The following is a 19,025-nucleotide window of genomic DNA, read 5'->3' as shown; positions in this document are numbered from 1 at the left end:
GCATGCGGAGCTCACAGGCCGAATAGCTTTTCGAAGGCTGACGTAAGCGCATGTCTAAATTTGCAATGGAACTCACCGGGGTAAAGAAGTCGTACGGCGACAAAATCGTTGTCGACGGGCTGTCGTTCACCGTTGCACCGGGAGAGTGCTTCGGCCTTCTGGGACCGAATGGCGCGGGCAAAAGCACGATCGCGCGTATGGTCCTCGGCATGATACCGCCAGACGCGGGCAAGATCACGGTTCTTGGTGAACCTGTGCCGTCACGCGCTCGCTGGGCCCGCATGCGCGTCGGCGTGGTCCCTCAATTCGACAACCTTGATCTCGAGTTTACAGCGCGCGAGAACCTGCTGGTCTTCGGACGCTATTTTGGCAAGAGCGCTCGCGAGCTTGAAGCGGTGATCCCATCGCTCCTCGAGTTTGCCCGCCTTGAGAGCAAGGCGAATGCACGTGTGGCCGAGCTATCCGGCGGTATGAAGCGGCGCCTAACGCTGGCACGTGCGTTGATCAACGACCCGCAGCTGCTCGTATTGGATGAGCCGACCACCGGCTTGGACCCGCACGCGCGCCACCTGATCTGGGAGCGCCTGCGTATCCTGCTGGCGCGCGGCAAGACGATTATTTTAACGACCCACTTCATGGAGGAGGCTGAGCGGCTTTGCGATCGGTTGTGCGTACTCGAGCATGGACGCAATATCGCCGAGGGCAGCCCTCACGCCCTGATCGATAAGCATATCGGGTGCCATGTGATCGAGATCTTCGGTGGCAATCCGCGGGAGTTGAGTTCGCTGATCAGGCCTTACGTTCAGCACATCGAGATGAGCGGCGAAACACTCTATTGCTATGCGCCCGATCCGGAACAGGTGCGGGTGCAGCTACGCGAGCGCGCTGGTCTGCGGCTTCTGCAGCGTCCCCCTAATCTGGAGGACGTTTTCTTGCGGCTGACCGGGCGCGAGATGGAGAAGTGAATGATGGACGAAGGTTTTGCGGCGGCTCTACCCGCCAACGCGTGGAATTGGCTTGCCGTGTGGCGCCGCAATTATCTGGCATGGAAGAAGGTGGCACTTGCGTCAATTCTCGGCAACCTAGCCGATCCGATGATCTACTTTTTCGGACTAGGCTCTGGCCTCGGAATAATGGTCGGTCGCGTTGAAGGTACCTCGTACAGTGCTTTCCTGGCAGCCGGGATGATCGCGGCAAGCGCGATGACCGCTTCGACCTTCGAAACAATTTACGCGGCTTTCGCTCGCATGCGCGACCGGCGCATTTGGGAAGCGATCTTGTACACCCAGCTCACCCTCGGCGACATCATTCTCGGTGAGTTGGCGTGGGCAGCCACCAGGGCCTTCCTGGCCGGTACGGCAATTACAATTATTGCCGCCATGCTGGGCTATGCGGCTTGGCCGTCCGTGCTCTATACGCTGCCGGTCATCGCCCTCACTGGCCTAACCTTTGCGAGTTTGGCGATGGTCGTCACCGCCCTTGCGCCGAGCTACGACTATTTCGTGTTTTACCAGACGCTCGTGATCACGCCCATGCTGTTCCTGTCCGGCGCTGTCTTCCCAATCAACCAACTGCCTGGCGCCTTTCAGCAGGTAACACGCTTCTTGCCGCTGGCACATTCGATCGACCTCATTCGTCCGGCAATGCTCGGTCGCCCGGTTGTTGATGTCGGCGTGCATATCGGCGCTCTTTGCATTTACGCAGTAGTAGCATTCTTCTTGTCGTCTGCATTGCTTCGCCGACGTCTGCTGCGTTGATACTGCTTGCGACTTAAAGAAGGAGACACGGGTGCAGCATCGCTACAGCCTGGAGGTAAGCGTGCTCGGATTGGAAGAAGTGGCGCGAGCGGATATCGAAGGCCGAGGCGCCGGCGCAACTGACGCACAACACCACCAGCGAAGATGTCACCTGTTATAGAAGGTCCGGATGGAATCGGAGCAGGTGCTGAGCGCTACGGAGCAAAGCCACCCCCCAGTTTGAAGAGCCGGCGGTGCCAGGATTCTTTGCTGGATCCTTCGCAAATGTTAATCGGAAACGCACTCAATGACCCATCTCCGCACTTCTCCTGAGCCATTTGCAATCCTGGCGATGCCAAGGAGTGGCACGCACTACCTGGAAGAATTGCTAAACGAGCATCCGAATGTGTTAAGCAACGGTGAGTTGCTCAATACATATGATACGAATTGGCCCGATAAGGATCGCCTGCTACGCAGCGATCGCGAACTCCTGGAGCAGGCCTTCTTGCACTACCCGACGAGAAGCGACAAGAAGGTGACGCATGTTGGCTGCAAGATCAACGAACCTCAGTTTTACGAGCGTCCGGGCTTTTTTGGACAACTGGCCCGTTGGGAGGGCCTCAAGGTCATCCTTTTAATTCGCAGAAACACATTGGAATCGCTGAGATCGCTAGTGCAGGCAAGACAAACTCGCCAGTGGCTTAAGTTCAGTTCGGACAAGAATACCGCTCCACCGTCACCCGTGACATTGTCACTCGCCGCCTGTGAGGCCTACTTCAAAGCTGCCGATGATTTCCACGCTCGGGTCGTGAGCGCCTTCGGGTTAACTAACATGCTCGGAATCGAGTATGAGTGGCTTCTTCGCGATCCCGGCGCTTGCGTGGCAACTGTCTTGGATTTCCTTGGCGTTCCAGCGCTTCAGCTCCCTGGTAGCGGCGTCCTTGAGCGCCAAGAAACGCGCCCGTTGCACGAAACGGTATGGAATTTTGATGAGTTGCGGGCACACTTCGCACATGGTCCTTATGCGAAATTCTTTGAGCTCGGTGCCGCCTGACTGGCTCCTCGCAGCCACTGGCGCGCTTACTCCCAGCGTCACATTGCATGCTTGTTGACGTAGCATTCCTTTTGCGGGAAGAGGCGCTCCGCTCTATTGTGTCAGCGCTTCAAGGCATTTGTCGGCCCGGTCCCAGTCTGCTTGTAGTCACCTCGAGGTCCATGTCAGCGCGGTCGAAACAGTTGACCAAGACGACGCCGGCATCGATGTGACGGGTAAAGGCGTGGGCGTTCCCGATGTCGCGCATCCAGATGGATGCCGAGCGCGACGGTTTTGTCGCGAAGCAAGGCTTTCGTCCTGATCTTGACGCCGAATTCGGTCACTCCACCAGGACCGGCGTCGCCATGTTGCCCAAGGCTTTGTTGTGATTTACCGGAGCATTGCCGTTTAGCGGCGAGCGGTCATCCCTTTGGCCTCCCTCACGCTGCCTGGCTGGGCTTACGGGGCAACCCGGTCGAGAAAGACATCGAATGCGGCAGCAACAGCGCGAATCACAAAGCGATGCTCCTGCCGCACGCGGATGAAACCCTTTTCGATGTCCACTATCCCGTCCTCGGCCAGCATCGCCAAGCGTTCAGCTGAATCGAGAAAGCGGCTCGGATCAGATCTATGGGCGGCGCAGATTGCCGGCACATCGGCCTCGAGATCGCTCATCAGCCGCTCGATGATTGCGGCTCGCACGCGGTCTTCGTCGGTGAGGCGGTAGCCCTTTGACGTCGCCAGATGCCCAGCTGCGATGTGCCTGGTGTAGGAATCCCGTGTAACCTCGTTCTGGACGTACCCCTCGCCGACACGGCCGATAGCCGACGCGCCGAACCCGATCAGGGTTTTGCAGGTGTCGGCCGAATAGCCCAGCGAGTTACGCCGCAGGCGACCGGTTTTTTGTGCCAGCGCGAGTTCGTCGTCCGGCAAGGCGAAATGATCGAGCCCGATCTCTCGGTAGCCTGCGGCAACCAGCGTCTCGGCTACGGCCGCAGCATGTTCGGCGCGAGCAGCGCTGTCCGGCAGCGCTGCCTCGTCGATCAGGCGCTGATTCTTTATAAGGGACGGAATGTGCGCGTAGCCGAACACCGCAAGCCGGCTGGGGCGCATGGCGATCGCCGCCGTCGCGGTTTCGATGCAGGACCGCACCGTCTGATGCGGGAGGCCCAAGATGAGGTCGAAATTGATGCGGCTTACTCCATGTCGACGCAGCATTTCGACGGCAGCGGCCGTTTGCGCCTCACTCTGGACCCGGTTGATCTCTTTTTGAACAATGGGGTCGAAGGTCTGCACGCCGAGGCTCGCCCGGTTCACGCCGGCTGCTCCTAAGGCTTCGGCCATCTCGGCCGTGAACGTTCGTGGGTCGATCTCGACGGCGACCATAGCCGTTTTCCTCAACGCGAAACCGCGGCCCAGGAGTTCCATCATGGCCAAGAACTCCGCTGGCCCAATGAGGGTCGGCGTTCCACCGCCGAAATGCACGTCGCTCACGGGCAGCGGTTGCGGCACTTGCTCCAAGACCAACCGGATCTCGTCACGCAGCACCGCGAGATACTTGATGATCGGGGCATCCTGCCGGGTGATGGTGGTAGGGAAGCCGCAATACCAGCACAACGATCGGCAGAACGGAATGTGGAGATAGAGTGACACCGATTCCTCGGCCGGCAGGTCCCTCAGCCATTCCTTGTATGACTCGGCACCGACCGCCTCGGAGAACTCCGGCACAGTCGGATAGATGGTGTACCAAGGCAGGCGGGCCTTGTGATATTTTGTCAGGATCGAGGTCCGCAACGGTTTACCGTCCTATGCCGATAACTGTCATTCTTACCGCTGCGGCTCTCCTGTGTCTTTGCGCTAAGTCAAATCCGTTCCGCTTTCGCCGCGAAACCGGCGTTTCGGCAACCTGCAAGCTCGCGCAACCCAGGTAGAAGCTAATACCGGGAGCGACCAATCGGACAGCGAATTCATGGTCAGCCAACTCGTGTCGTAATTTCGGATTGAATCGTCATTGCGGTGTATAGGGAAGCATCTAGCGGCAGATTCCCAAATGCCCGTTGACAAAGAAGCTAGTTGGAACCTGCCTCTTCCAACTGATCAAGCAGAGTCTTTCGCATAGACGGCCGATCCTACTACGCACAATTCACTCCCGATTGCTGCATCGAAGGTCAGCGGCAAGTTTGGCGGAGTCGCGATGGCATTAAGGTCGTGAACGAATCTAAAACTCCTGAGCCATCATTCGTAAGCAGGTGCGGCGAGCGAATACGCATCTGCTTCAGAACGCCCAATGACGACCATTCGGAGTAACAAGAAATGGCGCTTTAGCTTCGCTCGATCCAATTTCGAGAAATTGAGCACCTTGCATCATGTCAAGTTTGCAGTTGAACGAAAAAACTGGCGACATCCTCGCCACCCTATCGCCCGGGGGCAAGGAAAGCTCTGTAAATGAGCCCGAGGAGTTCAGACGATCCGTTACCTGCGATCACCTGATCCTTGGAGACGCCGTAGGCATTGGAGGCCGCCTCCCTCAAGCTGATGTTGCCGTCTTCTGGATACAGTTATTGGCGTTCGATGGCTGCAACCGCACTTTCCATTATGCGTGCCGGCAATGGAAATGGGTTCTCATTTGTGTTTTAGTTTGACGCAACCTAAATCCGGTGCTGGTCCGTTGGACGGCAGAGCTTCTAATTGTCTCGTCACTTGCAAAAGGGACGGAAGAACACTTTGCAGTTTTGCATCGCCTTAACACCTTGGTCAGGGCCCGACCGCCGTGAGGTCGGTCGGGCTGTCCTCGATCGGATGGACTGTACGTCGCGGCCGATCGGGCCCTGGTCACGGTCAAGCGCGAGAAACGGCCTGACGTATCACGTCGCAGACATTGCCGTTCCAATTCCATCTGCCGGGAAATTTCTGATGGAATGCTATCATAGACGGCTGGTTTCCTTTCACAAATGAAAGAGAGTTCGATTGACTCTCCTCCCTCATTCCGGTCTCCTAAATCAACGGGTGGTTGTTGGGCGGCAGAAGCCAGACAGCCAAGAACGACGGCCGCGCGTCATGGAAGGAAGGTCTGCCCAGCGCCTCCGCGGTCCCCGGCACGCGCTGACGGCCGAGCGCATACGCCTATTGAAGTAATGGCGGAACAGGTTATCGCTGCCGACGAGACTGGTGGGCTCACTGGCGTTGCTTGCGGCAACCGCCATTCCCCTCGTCATTGATGACGGAGAAGATACAGCAGGCGGTTTCGCGTGCGACGGCACGAAGTCGTCGAGCGCGGCGTCCTTGGGAGCGCGACGACTGCGAAGCCTCTTTTGAACCGCACCATCGCGGGTCGGGAACCAGCGGTCTCTGCTTCTAGACGTCCTATTTCAAAGTGTCGATTGCAGCGCGAGCGCGGCAAGGACACGGTCGCGTAAGGAATACGCCCTTTGCTGGTGCCAACGATGCGGCTCGTCGCAAAGACGACAAAAGCGAGGGGCGAGCAAAACCGCAAGCCCAAGAGGTCGACCGACGGCCGATCTGCCAGGGAACAAAAAGACCTGCTTGAAGGCGCGCCCTTATCAATCTTATGCATTCTTCAGACCGACCGTTGGCGAATCTTCGTGCGAGATTCCGCTAGGGGTGAAGGCAGACTGTGCGATTATCCGCACAAGGCCGCTTGCGCGGCGTGACAAAAGCTCGGGAGAGGACGTTGTGACACAGGTCTTCCATTTGGCACGGCACTTGCGGCGAGATGGCAGCAGCGTTCGACCGGCGCCGCGATGGGAGAAGCCTGTGAAGGGCATGAACAGCCCGCCCCAATCCGGTCAGGGAGAGAAACAGTGTCAGCCCCACAAGTCCCCAGCGCGAGTCCCGCGCCCCGCAAACCCTTCTATGCCAGGCTTTACGCGCAGGTGCTTGCTGCCATCATCCTCGGCGTCGCAATTGGCCATTTCTATCCGGAACTCGGCGAGAGCCTGAAGCCGCTCGGCGATGCCTTCATCAAGCTCGTCAAGATGATCATCGCCCCTGTCATCTTCCTGACAATTGCGACCGGCATCGCCGGCATGAACGATCTCCAGCAGGTCGGCCGCGTTGTCGGCAAGGCGATGGTCTATTTCCTCACCTTTTCGACGCTCGCATTGATCGTCGGCCTTATCGTCGCCAATGTCGTTCAGCCTGGCGCCGGCCTCAACATCGATCCGGCCTCGCTCGATGTCCAGGCCGTGAATACCTATACCGCAAAAGCCCACGAGCAGTCCGTGACCGACTTCCTGATGAATATCATCCCGTCAACGATCGTCGGTGCCTTCACGGACGGCGACATCCTGCAGGTCCTGTTCTTCTCGGTTCTGTTCGGCATTGCTCTGGCGATGGCCGGAGAGACGGCCACGCCGGTCACTTGCTTTTTCCAGGCGCTGATCGCGCCCGTCTTCAAGCTGGTCGGCATTCTGATGAAGGCTGCGCCGATCGGCGCTTTCGGCGCCATGGCCTTCACGGTCGGCAAATATGGCGTCGGTTCGGTCGTGAACCTGGCGATGCTGGTCGGGACGTTCTATTTCACCGCCTTCCTCTTCGTGTTCGGGGTTCTCGGCGCGGTCTGCCGTTACAACGGCTTTTCGATCTTTTCTCTCATCCGCTACATCAAGGAAGAGCTGCTGCTTGTCCTGGGAACATCCTCCTCGGAGGCCGCGCTGCCCTCGCTCATTGAAAAGATGGAAAAGGCTGGCGCCAAGCGCTCCGTGGTTGGTCTGGTCATCCCGGCCGGATATTCCTTCAATCTGGACGGCACCAACATCTACATGACGCTTGCGGCCCTTTTCATCGCGCAGGCGACGAATACGGATCTCTCGATCGGCGATCAGGTCCTCCTGCTGCTCGTCGCGATGCTCTCCTCGAAGGGTGCTGCAGGTGTCACCGGCGCGGGCTTCATCACGCTAGCCGCTACGCTCTCCGTAGTACCGAGTGTTCCCGTTGCCGGCATGGCTCTGATCCTTGGCGTCGACCGCTTCATGTCCGAATGCCGGGCGCTCACGAATTTCGTCGGTAACGCAGTGGCATCGCTCGTCGTGGCCCGCTGGGAAGGCGAATTGGACCAAGTGCAGTTGCAAGCCGCCTTCCGCGGTCACCAGATTGTCGAGACATTAAACCGGCCAACCGATCAAACGCCCATCGACCTGTTAGGTCGTCGCACTCGTCACAAGAAATAAACATCGAACCGCAGGCTCCAAACGGCGCTTCGCGAGCTCATGGAATCAGAGCGCTAATGCGGTGAGCGCAAAATTATGAGTGCCACAAGCAAACGAATCGTATGTTGATAGGCGCCCGGCTACGCTTGCAGTCCTGTTTGTCGATCACGGAGCATGCGCACGCCTTCATTTTTGCCGCCCGTGATCGTGGCCGAGGCGCGCTGGTCGATAGAGAGCCAACGGCATAAAACAAATCAGAATTGGAACATGGCCAAGCGTCCCACAATTGCCGATCTTGCCCGCGAAGCCGGGGTCAGCGTCGCAACAGTCGATCGGGTGCTGAACGCCCGCCATCCCGTGCGAGAGGAAACCGCGCGGCGGGTCCACGAGGCCGCCCGCGCCATCGGCTATCATGCTGCCGGTCTCATCAAGCAACGCCTGCAGCGGGACTTGCCGCACTATCGGCTGGGCTTCATCTTGAGAAAACCCGCCCAGAAATTCTACCAAGACCTCGCGCGCGAGCTCGAAGCCTCGGTCAGCACGGCCCAGTCCTTCCATGGTATTCCGCTCATCGAATTCGCGCCGTCACATGTGCCGGGCGACCTGGTCGCGCTCCTCAAGGATTTGGGCGCACGCTGCCACGCCATCGCCATGGTGGCGCCGGACCACCCGAAGATTACGGCTGCGGTCGAGGAGCTCAAGGCAAAAGGCATTCCGGTTTTCTCACTGCTTTCCGATTTCGCCACCGGCGTGCGCCAGGGCTATATCGGCCTCAACAACCGTAAGGTGGGGCGGACGGCCGCTTGGATGTTTTCCAGGGTCGCAAAACGGCCCGGTAAGGTGGCGGTGTTTGTCGGCAGCCATCGTTTCCAGGGGCACGAGCTCCGCGATGTTGGCTTTCGCTCCTATTTCCGTGAGAACGCGCCGACATTCGAGGTGCTCGATACGTTCATGAACCTCGAGAAACGGCAGATCACCTACGAAGCAACGCTGGATCTCATGCAGAGGGAACCTGAACTCGCCGGCTTCTATCTGGCCGGCGGGGGCATGGAGGGCGCCATCTCCGCGCTTCGTGAAGAGGGCCAAGGTCAGGATCTCGTGGCGATCGTGAATGAAATCACGCCGGAGTCACGGGCGGCGCTCGCAGATAACATCATCACGATGGCGGTCGCCACGCCACTTAGCCGGCTTTGCCAGGAGCTGATGACATTGGTAGTCCGGGCCATCGAGACCGGCACCGCGGAGACACCGGGGCAGACATTTCTGCCGTTCGACATCTATCTGCGGGAAAATATATGACCTGATGGAATTCTATCATCTGAGCTTCCTTTCACAAATGAAAGAAAGGTCGATTGACTATCCTCATTGCGGTCTCGTGAACCAACGGGCGGTTGGGGCGCGGCACAAGCCCAGACAGCCGACAACGGCGGCCGCGCGTTATGGAAAGGAAGGCCGAGCCATGCGCCAGGCATCGCCCTGCCCTGCACCCGATCACATGGCGGCGCATTTTTCACACAGCAGATTCTCGAAATCTCGCGGATGTGGTCTGGACAAAGTGTGCCGCTGCGTAAAGTCCGTTGCAAGTTCGATATCACGCCGGATCGCGTGATCGCCGAGGTGAACGCCTTAATGGATCATTGTAAAAAGGTCCGGGACAAACTTATCGTCGCCAGCGCTCACGACAATCACGATAGCCCAGTTCTGGGTCGCTGATGCATGTGTCAAACTCGCAACCTCGCAGCCTCAATTAGAAAAACACCAGTTCGCACCAAGGAGCGAAAGCATATGGACCGTCGTAGTCTGATCAAAGGGTTCGGCGCATGCCCGATTTGCGCTCAGGCCGCGGATGCGGCGAGCACCCATTGGGGATATGCTGGCCCGGTCGGACCCGAGTACTGGGCCGATCTGGATATGAAAAATTTCGTCTGCTCGGCGGGCACGCAGCAATCACCGATCGATATCAACAGCGCAGTCAAGGCGGATATTCCGCACATCTCTATTGGTTGGCACAAGGGCGGCGGCAAGATGGTGAACAACGGCCACGCCATTCAAATCAACATGCCGGAAGGCAGCACGCTAACCCGCGGGGGGGATCGGATCTACGAACTGATACCGTTCCATTTCCATGCACCGAGCGAACACCACGTGGCGGGCAAAAGTTTCCCGATGGAAGTGCATTTCGTCCATAAAGACACAGAACCGCGATACTCTGGGTGTGCTGGGCGTCTTTCTGACACCAGGCGCGACAAATGCCGGCTTTGCCGGCCTTGCCGAAGCTTTTCCCATGCGGCTAGGCGAGGAGATGGCGGTCGACGAGGTCGATCCCAACGGTCTTCTGCCGGCCTCGCTTGGCTACTGGACCTATGAGGGATCATTGACGACGACGCCCTGCACCGAAAACGTCGAGTGGATGGTGGCGATGGAACCGGTCCAGGTCGGCGCTGCAGATATCAAGCGATTTACCTCACTCTACCCGTCGAATGCGCGGCCGATCCATTCACCCAATCGGCGCTTTATCCTGGGCCTCTACCCCATGACTCTTGGTATAAGGTGGCCCGCGACGGTTCCGAACCGTCCGGCGGCAAGCCCGCAGCGTCCGCGGCGACGCTGGTCGGCAGAAGCTACGGCACGGTTTGAAGTAGCCGGGTGCGGACGTGTTGGCGAGCGCGCGAGAGGCTGGTCTGGCGGCCTCACTGTTGGACTGGCGGCCCAAGATGATCAAGCGCGATGCGTCACGACATCCGAGCGGGCGATGATGCCGATAGCTGTTGCCATCAATCAGCGTTCCGGCTTGTCGTCCCGTTCGATGAGAATCCGCTCGGCAGCTCCATCAAGATCCTCGTATTGGCCACTCCTCAGAGCCCAAAGAAAGCCAGAGAGCCCAAGCGCTCCGAGGAACAGAGCCACGGGTATGAGGTAGACGAGCGTCGTCATGACATTCGTGCCCATTCGCCGATGCGGGAGCGTCTGTTGTGCGGAGCAATTCTGGCCGGAGCGTTCGACGCAAATCCTTGCAAGCGCAACGCATTTCCGATGACCAGGAGCGACGAGGCGGACATCGCGACCGCCGCGATCAGCGGCGTGACATGTCCCAGAATGGCGATCGGCACCGCGACGGTGTTGTAGACGATCGCTATGGCGATGTTCTGGCGGATCAGCTGACCTGCCTTCCTGGAAATATCCAGCGCGAGGGGTACTGCCAGAAGGCTATCGCGCAAGAAGACAAAATCCGCCGCGTTGCGGCCAATGTCGGCGGCGGTCGCCGGAGCAATCGAGACATGCGCCGCGCCCAGCGCAGGCGTATCGTTAAGCCCGTCGCCGACCATCAGAACCTTATGTCCGCCTTTCGCCAGCGTCTCGATCCGTTCGACCTTGCCGGAGGGAAGCATCGCGGGAACGAAACGATCGACACCCAATGTTTCGGCCACCTCGCCGCAGGCCCTTGCCGTATCGCCCGACAGCATTTCCACCGACAGGCCGGTATCTTTCAGTTGCTTAACGGCTGCGCTGGCATCGGGGCGCAGCGCATCCTCGAAAGCAAAGGATGCGGTGATGATCCCATTCTTCGAGAGGACTGTCGCACCGAACCCGCCTAATTTGCCTTCGCCGCCGGTTCGGGCTTTCCATCCAGCCCATCCGCGCCGGCCAAGACGCCAAGTGTTTCCGGCGGCGCTGGCTTCGATCCCGAAGCCCGGATATTCGCTGACGGATTCGAGCTTGGGCTGGCCGGAAAACCCCGCAAAGCCGGCCATCGCCCTTGAAAACGGATGGCGGGAATGCGCGGCCATGTCGGCTGCGATCGCCAGCATCGTTGGATCGATGGACGATGCATTGACGAGCCGCGGCTGGCCGAGCGTGAGTGTCCCCGTCTTGTCGAATACCGCTGCGTCGATCGTCGCCAGGCGCTCCATGGCCGAACCGTCCTTGACCATGATGCCGTTCTCGAACAGGCGCCGCGCGGCGACCACCTGAACGATCGGCACGGCGAGGCCGAGCGCGCACGGGCATGTGATGATGAGAACAGCAATGGCGATGGTGATCGCCCTATGCCAGTCGCCGGTTGCCGCCATCCAGCCAAGGAACGTCACGAAGGCGGTCAGGTGAACCACAGGGGCATAGAGCGCCGAAACGCGATCGGCGATCCGGCGATAATGCGCCCGGCCGCCCTCGGCGGCCTCCATCAGGCGAACCATTTCCGCCAGGAATGAATCCTTCGCGGCGGCTGTCGCCTCGATCGTCAGCGAGCCGGTGAGATTGAGCGTACCGGCCTGAACCCGTTCCCCCGACGCCACGGTTTTCGGCGTGCTCTCGCCGGAAACCAGCGAGCAGTCGAGATCCGACGCCCCCTGAATGATCTTGCCGTCGACGGGTATCCTTTCGCCGGCTGCGATCAGCAGCAACATGCCTGGTTCGATCTCGCCAACCGGCAAGTAATCGCGTGCACCATCGCTGCGCAGGACCATTGCGCCACGCGCCGCCAGCTGCGACAGGCTTTTCACGGCGGTCCGGGCACGTTCCCGCATGACATGATCCAGCGTGCGGCCGATCAACAAGAAGAACAGCAGCGACACCGACGCATCGAAATAGGCGTGATCGCCATGGTTGATCGTCTCATAGAGGCTCATGGCGTAGGCGAGCGACACCCCGACCGCGATAGGCACGTCCATGTTCATGCGGCCGTGGCGCAACGCATTCCAGGCCGAGCGGAAGAAGATGCCGCCGGCGAAGGCGAGGGCAGGGATGGCGAGAAGCGCCGAGACCCAGTGGAACAGGTCACGGGTTGCACCTTCAGCACCTGACCAGACAGAGACCGAAAGCAGCATGATGTTGCCCGCCGCGAACCCGGCGACCGCTACGGCGCGGATCAACTCCGAAAGCGTCCTGTCCTTCGCGTCGGCCTCGGGAGCGAAGAGATGCGCCTGGTAGCCGACCCGCCCAATCGCGGCGACGAACGGTGGAACCTCGTCCCCACGCCACCGGACCGCGACGCGCTTCGTCGACAGGTTGACGCGCGCACCCTCGACGCGATCGAGCTTTCCCAACGCCGTCTCGATCGTCTGGATGCAGGCTGCGCAATGAACTGTCGGCACGGAAAGATCGGTCTGGCGAAGGTCATCGCCAAGCGATCGGCTCGCCAGCCTGATCTCCTCGCTAGACGGCAGGGCCGATGTGGTGCTCGAGACATCCAGCGCCATTTCAGCGCCCGGCGCACAACAGCTCATTGCAGCGCTCCATGGGAAATCATGATCCTGCGGACGTCGCGATAGGGTTTCGCCAGACCGGCATCGGCGTCGATCTCGACGATCCAGACGCCGTCCTTCGGCATGTGCTGCGCGGCAAACTCCTGGCCGGAGGCGAGCGTGAGCGTGACGGCCTTGTCCTCTTTTTCGTAGGCGGGATGGCGAAACAGCACCTTGACGCCACGCAAGGGAACAGGCTTGCCGGCGGAGTCGGTGAGCCCGTAGCGAACTTCGCCCCAAGCGATGGTCAGCTTGCCGGTCCAGCCGAGCGCTGCCTGCGCGCGACCCTCCTCGGCCTGCTTGTTGAATTGCTGGCTCGCCACATAGGTGTTTTCGACGACAAGGCCGGTCCAGCTCGTGTTGGCGAGCGTCGCCATGGTCAGATTGACCGCGATCACCACTCCGAAAAAGGCAAGGATGATGGCCAACATGTGCCTGCCGGTGAATTCGCGGGATTTCTGCGTATTCGCACTCATCTGGCGGTCTCCGGCGCGTTGAAAATGGCGGTGTATTCGTCCGCCTCGAAACTCGCCTTGTCCTCGACACGGAACTTGAAGGTCTGCGCTATGCCGCGGATCTGATCGACCGGCTGGCGCACGAAGACCTTCAGCATCTTCAGGCGGTCGGGCTCGACCGGAATGGCGAAGGAACGGCCTGCCGGGATGTCGTCGCCGACCACGTTCATTTCAGCCCCTGGCAAGCCTTGCATGGTGACGACGATCGTCCGTGGCTCGGGGATCATGTTCAGCAGCTTGACGGTGTAGCCGTTGCGGATAGAGCCGTCGGAGAGCGAGACGAATTGCGGGTTGCGATCATGCAAGACATTCAACTCGAGCCTCTCGCGTGTGAGCAGCGAAATGAGCAGCGCCAGTCCGACCGCCGACCATGCGCCGAGGTAGATGAAGGTGCGCAGACGGAAGATGTTGCGAAGTTGGAAGTGTGCCAGGCCGTCGGAAAATGCGCCTGTGACAGTCCGGACGAGTGCCGGGTTCACCGGGACGGTGCCGCCGGCAGTCGCAAGCGCCATGTTGGCATTGTAGTCCGAAAGCCTCGCATAGGAGATCAGCCCGCGTTCCCTGCCAAGCTTGTCCATGATGCCGTCGCAGGCGTCGATGCAAAGCGCACAGGTTATGCATTCGAGCTGCTGGCCGTCGCGAATGTCGACGCCCATCGGGCAAACGGCGACGCAGGCATTGCAGTCGACGCAATCGCCGACCGGCTGCCCGGCGGCAATAGCCTTCTTGGCATGACGCGAGCGCGGTTCGCCGCGCCAGTCATTGTAGGTGACGGTTAGCGAATTCTCATCCAGCATCGCCGCCTGAATGCGCGGCCACGGGCACATATAGGTGCAGACCTGCTCGCGCATCAGTCCGCCGAACGTGTAGGTGGTCGCCATTAGTACGGCGATGGTCACATAGGCCACAGGAGCGGCGGTGCCTTCTACGACGTCCAAAGCCAGCGTCGGGGCATCGGCGAAATAGAAAATCCAGGCGCCACCCGTTGCAACCGCGATGACCAGCCAGATAGCGTGCTTGGAGACCCGCAACACCAGCTTGCGCATTGTCCATGGCCCTGCATCGAGCTTCATGCGGGCGTTGCGATCGCCTTCGATCGCTCGCTCCACCACCAGGAACAGGTCGACCCAAACGGTCTGCGGGCAGGTATAGCCGCACCAGGCCCGGCCAACCGTCGATGTGATCAGGAAGAGAACGATTCCGGCCATCATCAGAAGGCCGGCGACATAATAGAATTCCTGCGGCCATATCTCGACGAAGAAGAAGTAGAATCGCCGATGGGCGAGATCGAGCAGCACGGCCTGATCCGGGGCGTATGACCCGCGGTCCCATCGAAGCCAGGGTGTCAGGTAGTAGATGCCCAGCGTAATCGCCATCACCAGCCACTTGAAGCGGCGAAAGTTGCCGGAGGCGCGTTTCGGGAAGATCTTCTTGCGCGCGGCATAGAGCGGCTGCCGCGTCTTGGCGGAATTGACCGCCTCGGCTGCGTGGGGCGCTACCTGCGTTTTCTTTAGCACGGGCATCTCCTCGCGCGCCGCCGATGGTATTGGCGTGCAACCGCACTCGTCTGCTTTGGGTAACGTCCAAGATGCTGAGCTAAGCATGTTTTGCCGCATCGACACGGAGCGCCCCATTAATCAGAACAATCGCCGCACGCCCGAATGTGTCGAGGCCCGGCGCGCCGGGCCTCGTCGCTTGGCGGGGAGGGCCGAGAATAGGCTTCCGATCCTATTCTCCGCCGCCAAGCGAATGGACATAGACTGTGAGTTCCTTGACTGCGGTCTGGCCGAGGCGCCCGGCCCATGCCGGCATGATGCCATGCTTCGGCTCGCGGACCTGGGCGGCGATGGCGGTCTCGCCGGATCTGTAGAGCCAAATCGCATCGGTCAGATTGGGCGCGCCGAGCTCCCTGTTGCCTTGTGCCTTGTCGCCATGACAGGCCACGCAGTTCTCGGCGAAGACCTTGGCGCCGGGCTCGACCAGGCTCGCGTCTTTGACAGCCCCCGATAGGCTGGCGACATAGGCGCTGACCTGAGTGATCTGCTCGGGCGTTATGATGTCGCCAAAAGCGGGCATTTCCGAAACGCGTGTATCCAGGTCGGACGCAAAGCGAATGCCATGCATAATCGTTTGCTGAATCTGCTCCGCCTTGCCGCCCCACAGCCAGTCGTCGTCGTTGAGGTTGGGAAAGCCCGCGGAACCTTGCCCGCCGGAGCCGTGGCACTGCACACAATTGACCTTGAAGGCGGCGCCACCGGCTGCGACGGCGAATTCGCGCAGTGCATCGTCGGCAACAATTTCGGATACGCTTTTCTGCTCGATGGCTGCGACGTAAGTGCCTTTGGCTGCTTCGGCAGCCGCAAGTTCGTTCTTGACGTCGTTTCGGCTGGAAAAGCCCAGAACGCCCTTGGTGGCGGAGCTGAGCATCGGCCAGGCGGGGTAGGCAATCGTATAGGCGGCTGCCCAGGCGATGGTGACGTAGAAGGTGATCACCCACCAGCGCGGAAGTGGGTTGTTAAGTTCCTTGATCCCGTCCCACTCATGGCCGGTCGTCGCGATCCCTGAGATTTCGTCGACTTGCTCGTTGCTCATCATCAATCCTCCTCGAGAGGAATCCGGGCGGCTTCATCGGCCAGCCCGCGGCTGCCGGGTCGGAGCGCAAATGCAATGCAGCCAATGAAGAACAGAGCCATGGCGAGCAGGCCCCAACTGTCGGCAAACTCCCGCATCAAATTGTAATCCATCGACATTCTCCTCAGCGGTAGCCGGCGGCTTCGTCGTAGTTTTTGAAATCAACAAGCGTGCCGAGCATCTGCAGGTAAGCGACAAGGGCATCCATTTCGGTGACCTGTTGGGGGTTGCCGTCGAAGTCGCCAAGCTTGGCCTTGGGGTAGCGGCCTTCCAGACCGGACGTGTCGGCATTGGGATCAGCCTGTGCCATCAGATCGGCATTTGCCTGGGCGATCATCTCGTCTGTGTAGGGGACGCCGACTCGCCTGTTCGCGATCAGATGCGTCGAGAAATCCTTCACCTCGATCGGTGTGCCCTTCAGGAAGGCGTAGCTCGGCATGATCGATTCCGGTACCACCGAGCGTGGCGCGTTGAGATGCTGGACGTGCCATTCGTTGGAGTAGCGGTCGCCAACGCGCGCGAGGTCCGGGCCGGTTCGCTTCGATCCCCACTGGAACGGATGATCGTACATCGACTCGGCCGCCAAGCTGTAGTGGCCGTAGCGCTCGACTTCGTCGCGGAACGGCCTGATCATCTGGCTGTGACAGAGGTAGCAGCCCTCGCGCACATAGATGTTGCGTCCGGCGAGCTCGAGCGGCGAGTAAGGCCGCATGCCTTCGACCTTCTCGATCGTGTTGTCGAGATAGAAGAGCGGTGCGATCTCAACGATGCCGCCGACCGTCACGACCAGCAAGGACCCGACGAGAAGGAGCGTGGCGTTCTTCTCGATGACTGCGTGTTTGTCCATCAAGCCCATTTCTGGCTCCTTATTCGCCGGGCTGGAGGGCGGGCACGGAACCCGGCAATGGCTGTTCTTTGCGCTGGTAACCGCGAATGGTCATGGCGACATTCCATGCCATGATCAGGGCACCGGACAGATACATCGCACCGCCGATGGCTCGCATGACATAGTAGGGATGCATGGCGGCGACGGTTTCGGCGAAAGAGTAGACCAGGAAGCCCTGCTCGTCGTATTCGCGCCACATCAGGCCCTGCATGATGCCGGACACCCACATCACCGCCGCGTAGACCACGATCCCGAGCGTCGCCAGCCAGAAATGCCAGGTAACGAGCCGCAGCGAATACAGTCGATCGCGGTTCCACAGCTTCGGCACCATGTAATAGATCGCACCGAACGAGATCATGCCCACCCAACCGAGCGCTCCGGAATGGACATGGCCGATCGTCCAGTCGGTATAGTGTGATAGCGAGTTGACGGTCTTGATCGACATCATCGGGCCTTCGAAGGTCGACATGCCGTAGAAGGCGACGGCCATCAGCATCATGCGGATGATCGGATCGGTGCGGAGCTTGTCCCAGGCGCCGGAGAGCGTCATCACGCCGTTGATCATGCCGCCCCACGACGGCATCCACAGCATGATCGAAAACGCCATGCCGAGCGTCTGCGCCCAGTCGGGCAAGGCGGTGTAGTGCAGGTGATGCGGGCCGGCCCAGATATAGAGAAAGATGATCGCCCAGAAATGGATAACCGACAGCCGGTACGAATAGACCGGACGGTTCGCCTGCTTCGGCACGAAGTAATACATCATGCCAAGAAAGCCGGCCGTGAGGAAGAAGCCGACGGCGTTGTGGCCGTACCACCATTGCGTCAGCGCGTCCTGGACACCGGAAAACGCGGAATAGCTCTTGGAGCCCAGGAAGGAGGCCGGCATCGACAGGTTGTTGACCACATGCAGCATCGCGATGGTCACGATGAAGGACAGGTAAAACCAGTTGGCGACGTAGATATGCGGTTCCTTGCGCTTCAGGATCGTGCCGAGGAACAGGACGAGATAGGCGACCCAGACGATGGTCAGCCAGATGTCCACATACCATTCGGGTTCGGCGTATTCGCGGCTCTCGGTGATGCCGAGCAGATAGCCGGTCGCCGCCATGACGATGAAGAGCTGGTAACCCCAGAACACGAACCAGGCGAGATCGCCGCCGAACAGCCGCGCGCGGCAGGTGCGCTGTACGACATATAGAGACGTGCAAAGCAGCGCGTTGCCGCCGAAAGCGAAGACCACGCCCGACGTATGCAGCGGCCGCAAACGGCCGAAATTGAACCAGGGCTGGATGTTGAGATCGGGGTAGGCGAGCTGCAGCGCGATGACCACGCCGACCAGCATGCCGACAACACCCCAAAACATGGTGGCGATGGCGCCATAGCGGACCGGACCGTCCATGTAGGCCGTGGGGTCGATCGGAGCGGCGGGCTTGAACTCCGTGTTGCGCATCAGGATCACGGTGAAGCCAGCCACGGTGAAGAACAAAACCCACATGTGCTGGCGAAAAGTTTCATCCACGCCGAAGCCGGCGGCCACAAGGGCGGCAAAAGCAAACAGGCTCAAAAGGGCGATCTCTGTGCCGAATTTCATCGCAAGTCCCGATCTCGAATTCCCGCGGACGCCAAATCCGCGGTGCATTACTTGCCGAGCCGCCGCGTGCCCGCCATGATCCAGGTCAAAGCCGCACGAATTTACTGGGCAGCATTGAGCTCGGTGCAATCAGAAGGTGGCGATTGACTGAGAAAACGCAGCACGAGCCGCCTGTTCGTGAGAGAGTCCGACGTCCCCGGCCCGGCCCGGCTTGGAGGCGATTCC

At 60.0% G+C, this 19,025-nt stretch carries 15 protein-coding genes and 3 pseudogenes; 7 read left to right on the top strand and 11 right to left on the bottom strand.

Going from position 1 to position 19,025, the window contains the following annotated elements; translation table 11 throughout:
• The first annotated feature begins 50 nt into the window (after positions 1-50).
• The 4 genes from nodI (at position 51) to ACFOJ9_RS38510 (ending at position 3,158) form a co-directional block, all read left to right on the top strand.
• Entirely contained in the window at positions 51-965 is a 915-nt protein-coding gene (gene nodI / locus ACFOJ9_RS38525; protein WP_378976333.1) for a nodulation factor ABC transporter ATP-binding protein NodI, read from the top strand.
• A gap of 3 nt (positions 966-968) precedes the next feature.
• Positions 969-1,757: an ABC transporter permease gene (locus ACFOJ9_RS38520; RefSeq protein WP_378987468.1), complete on the top strand. Its 789-nt coding sequence runs from the start codon at positions 969-971 to the stop codon at positions 1,755-1,757.
• Positions 1,758-2,043: 286 nt separating this feature from the next.
• Positions 2,044-2,790 (top strand): sulfotransferase, encoded by a 747-nt coding sequence (locus ACFOJ9_RS38515; RefSeq protein WP_095082100.1) that lies wholly within the window; start codon positions 2,044-2,046, stop codon positions 2,788-2,790.
• Positions 2,791-3,026: 236 nt separating this feature from the next.
• Complete coding sequence (locus tag ACFOJ9_RS38510; RefSeq protein WP_378921994.1) at positions 3,027-3,158, top strand: hypothetical protein; 132 nt, start codon at positions 3,027-3,029, stop codon at positions 3,156-3,158.
• Between the two features lie 70 nt (positions 3,159-3,228).
• Here ACFOJ9_RS38510 and hemN read toward each other — a convergent pair whose 3' ends face one another.
• From hemN to ACFOJ9_RS38495, 3 genes and pseudogenes are all read right to left on the bottom strand, one after another.
• Positions 3,229-4,563 carry an oxygen-independent coproporphyrinogen III oxidase gene (gene hemN, locus ACFOJ9_RS38505; protein WP_095082102.1) on the bottom strand — a complete coding sequence of 445 codons (1,335 nt, stop codon included), beginning with the start codon at positions 4,561-4,563 and terminating at the stop codon, positions 3,229-3,231.
• Between the two features lie 179 nt (positions 4,564-4,742).
• Positions 4,743-5,076 (bottom strand): annotated as a pseudogene (locus ACFOJ9_RS38500) (LLM class flavin-dependent oxidoreductase); the annotation flags it as partial.
• A gap of 16 nt (positions 5,077-5,092) precedes the next feature.
• Positions 5,093-5,499, bottom strand: a pseudogene (locus ACFOJ9_RS38495) (histidinol-phosphate aminotransferase); the annotation flags it as partial.
• A gap of 1,091 nt (positions 5,500-6,590) precedes the next feature.
• On the opposite strand from ACFOJ9_RS38495, the gene ACFOJ9_RS38490 reads away from it, so the two are divergent.
• The 3 genes and pseudogenes from ACFOJ9_RS38490 to ACFOJ9_RS38480 all read left to right on the top strand — a co-directional run.
• Positions 6,591-7,958 carry a dicarboxylate/amino acid:cation symporter gene (locus ACFOJ9_RS38490; RefSeq protein ID WP_245331020.1) on the top strand — a complete coding sequence of 456 codons (1,368 nt, stop codon included), beginning with the start codon at positions 6,591-6,593 and terminating at the stop codon, positions 7,956-7,958.
• A gap of 246 nt (positions 7,959-8,204) precedes the next feature.
• The gene (locus tag ACFOJ9_RS38485) at positions 8,205-9,236 is read left to right on the top strand and encodes a LacI family DNA-binding transcriptional regulator (protein WP_095084249.1); all 1,032 of its coding nucleotides are present in this window, start codon (positions 8,205-8,207) and stop codon (positions 9,234-9,236) included.
• A gap of 486 nt (positions 9,237-9,722) precedes the next feature.
• A pseudogene (locus ACFOJ9_RS38480) lies at positions 9,723-10,464 on the top strand (carbonic anhydrase); the annotation flags it as partial.
• A gap of 251 nt (positions 10,465-10,715) precedes the next feature.
• On the opposite strand, the gene ccoS reads toward ACFOJ9_RS38480, so the two are convergent.
• The 8 genes from ccoS to ccoN all read right to left on the bottom strand — a co-directional run bounded on the left by ccoS (position 10,716) and on the right by ccoN (position 18,800).
• On the bottom strand, positions 10,716-10,871 hold the full coding sequence (gene ccoS / locus ACFOJ9_RS38475; RefSeq protein WP_095082106.1) for a cbb3-type cytochrome oxidase assembly protein CcoS: 156 nt from the start codon (positions 10,869-10,871) through the stop codon (positions 10,716-10,718).
• Positions 10,868-13,159, bottom strand: a complete 2,292-nt coding sequence (locus ACFOJ9_RS38470; RefSeq protein ID WP_378987465.1) for a cation-translocating P-type ATPase — start codon at positions 13,157-13,159, stop codon at positions 10,868-10,870. The genes ccoS and ACFOJ9_RS38470 overlap by 4 nt, the downstream gene beginning before the upstream one ends.
• A complete protein-coding gene (locus ACFOJ9_RS38465) occupies positions 13,156-13,653 on the bottom strand; it encodes a FixH family protein (RefSeq protein ID WP_378976331.1) in 498 nt (165 codons plus the stop codon). Before ACFOJ9_RS38465 ends, ACFOJ9_RS38470 begins: the two co-directional genes overlap by 4 nt.
• Positions 13,650-15,215 (bottom strand): cytochrome c oxidase accessory protein CcoG, encoded by a 1,566-nt coding sequence (ccoG, locus tag ACFOJ9_RS38460; protein ID WP_378976329.1) that lies wholly within the window; start codon positions 15,213-15,215, stop codon positions 13,650-13,652. Before ccoG ends, ACFOJ9_RS38465 begins: the two co-directional genes overlap by 4 nt.
• Positions 15,216-15,420: 205 nt before the next feature.
• Positions 15,421-16,284 carry a cytochrome-c oxidase, cbb3-type subunit III gene (gene ccoP / locus ACFOJ9_RS38455; RefSeq protein ID WP_095082114.1) on the bottom strand — a complete coding sequence of 288 codons (864 nt, stop codon included), beginning with the start codon at positions 16,282-16,284 and terminating at the stop codon, positions 15,421-15,423.
• Between the two features lie 2 nt (positions 16,285-16,286).
• A complete protein-coding gene (locus tag ACFOJ9_RS38450; protein ID WP_095082116.1) occupies positions 16,287-16,436 on the bottom strand; it encodes a cbb3-type cytochrome c oxidase subunit 3 in 150 nt (49 codons plus the stop codon).
• Between the two features lie 11 nt (positions 16,437-16,447).
• Complete coding sequence (gene ccoO / locus ACFOJ9_RS38445; protein WP_095082120.1) at positions 16,448-17,179, bottom strand: cytochrome-c oxidase, cbb3-type subunit II; 732 nt, start codon at positions 17,177-17,179, stop codon at positions 16,448-16,450.
• A 10-nt stretch (positions 17,180-17,189) separates the two neighbouring features.
• Positions 17,190-18,800 (bottom strand): cytochrome-c oxidase, cbb3-type subunit I, encoded by a 1,611-nt coding sequence (gene ccoN, locus ACFOJ9_RS38440; protein WP_095082122.1) that lies wholly within the window; start codon positions 18,798-18,800, stop codon positions 17,190-17,192.
• Between the last annotated feature and the right edge of the window lie 225 nt (positions 18,801-19,025).

The organism is Mesorhizobium cantuariense, from assembly GCF_042647205.1.
GTDB classification, from domain to species: domain Bacteria; phylum Pseudomonadota; class Alphaproteobacteria; order Rhizobiales; family Rhizobiaceae; genus Mesorhizobium; species Mesorhizobium cantuariense.
Note: the sequence above shows the minus strand (reverse complement) of the source record. Positions and strands in the feature narration are given on the sequence as shown.

Coding starts and splice junctions, on each gene's coding strand:
- ACFOJ9_RS38485 (WP_095084249.1), top strand. CDS start 8,205: ATGGCCAAGCGTCCCACAATTGCCGATCTTGCCCGCGAAGCCGGGGTC.
- ACFOJ9_RS38515 (WP_095082100.1), top strand. CDS start 2,044: ATGACCCATCTCCGCACTTCTCCTGAGCCATTTGCAATCCTGGCGATG.
- ccoN (WP_095082122.1), bottom strand. CDS start 18,800: ATGAAATTCGGCACAGAGATCGCCCTTTTGAGCCTGTTTGCTTTTGCC.
- ACFOJ9_RS38465 (WP_378976331.1), bottom strand. CDS start 13,653: ATGAGTGCGAATACGCAGAAATCCCGCGAATTCACCGGCAGGCACATG.
- ACFOJ9_RS38470 (WP_378987465.1), bottom strand. CDS start 13,159: ATGAGCTGTTGTGCGCCGGGCGCTGAAATGGCGCTGGATGTCTCGAGC.
- ccoG (WP_378976329.1), bottom strand. CDS start 15,215: ATGCCCGTGCTAAAGAAAACGCAGGTAGCGCCCCACGCAGCCGAGGCG.
- ACFOJ9_RS38450 (WP_095082116.1), bottom strand. CDS start 16,436: ATGGATTACAATTTGATGCGGGAGTTTGCCGACAGTTGGGGCCTGCTC.
- ccoS (WP_095082106.1), bottom strand. CDS start 10,871: ATGACGACGCTCGTCTACCTCATACCCGTGGCTCTGTTCCTCGGAGCG.
- ACFOJ9_RS38510 (WP_378921994.1), top strand. CDS start 3,027: ATGTCGCGCATCCAGATGGATGCCGAGCGCGACGGTTTTGTCGCGAAG.
- ccoP (WP_095082114.1), bottom strand. CDS start 16,284: ATGAGCAACGAGCAAGTCGACGAAATCTCAGGGATCGCGACGACCGGC.
- ACFOJ9_RS38520 (WP_378987468.1), top strand. CDS start 969: ATGGACGAAGGTTTTGCGGCGGCTCTACCCGCCAACGCGTGGAATTGG.
- nodI (WP_378976333.1), top strand. CDS start 51: ATGTCTAAATTTGCAATGGAACTCACCGGGGTAAAGAAGTCGTACGGC.
- ccoO (WP_095082120.1), bottom strand. CDS start 17,179: ATGGGCTTGATGGACAAACACGCAGTCATCGAGAAGAACGCCACGCTC.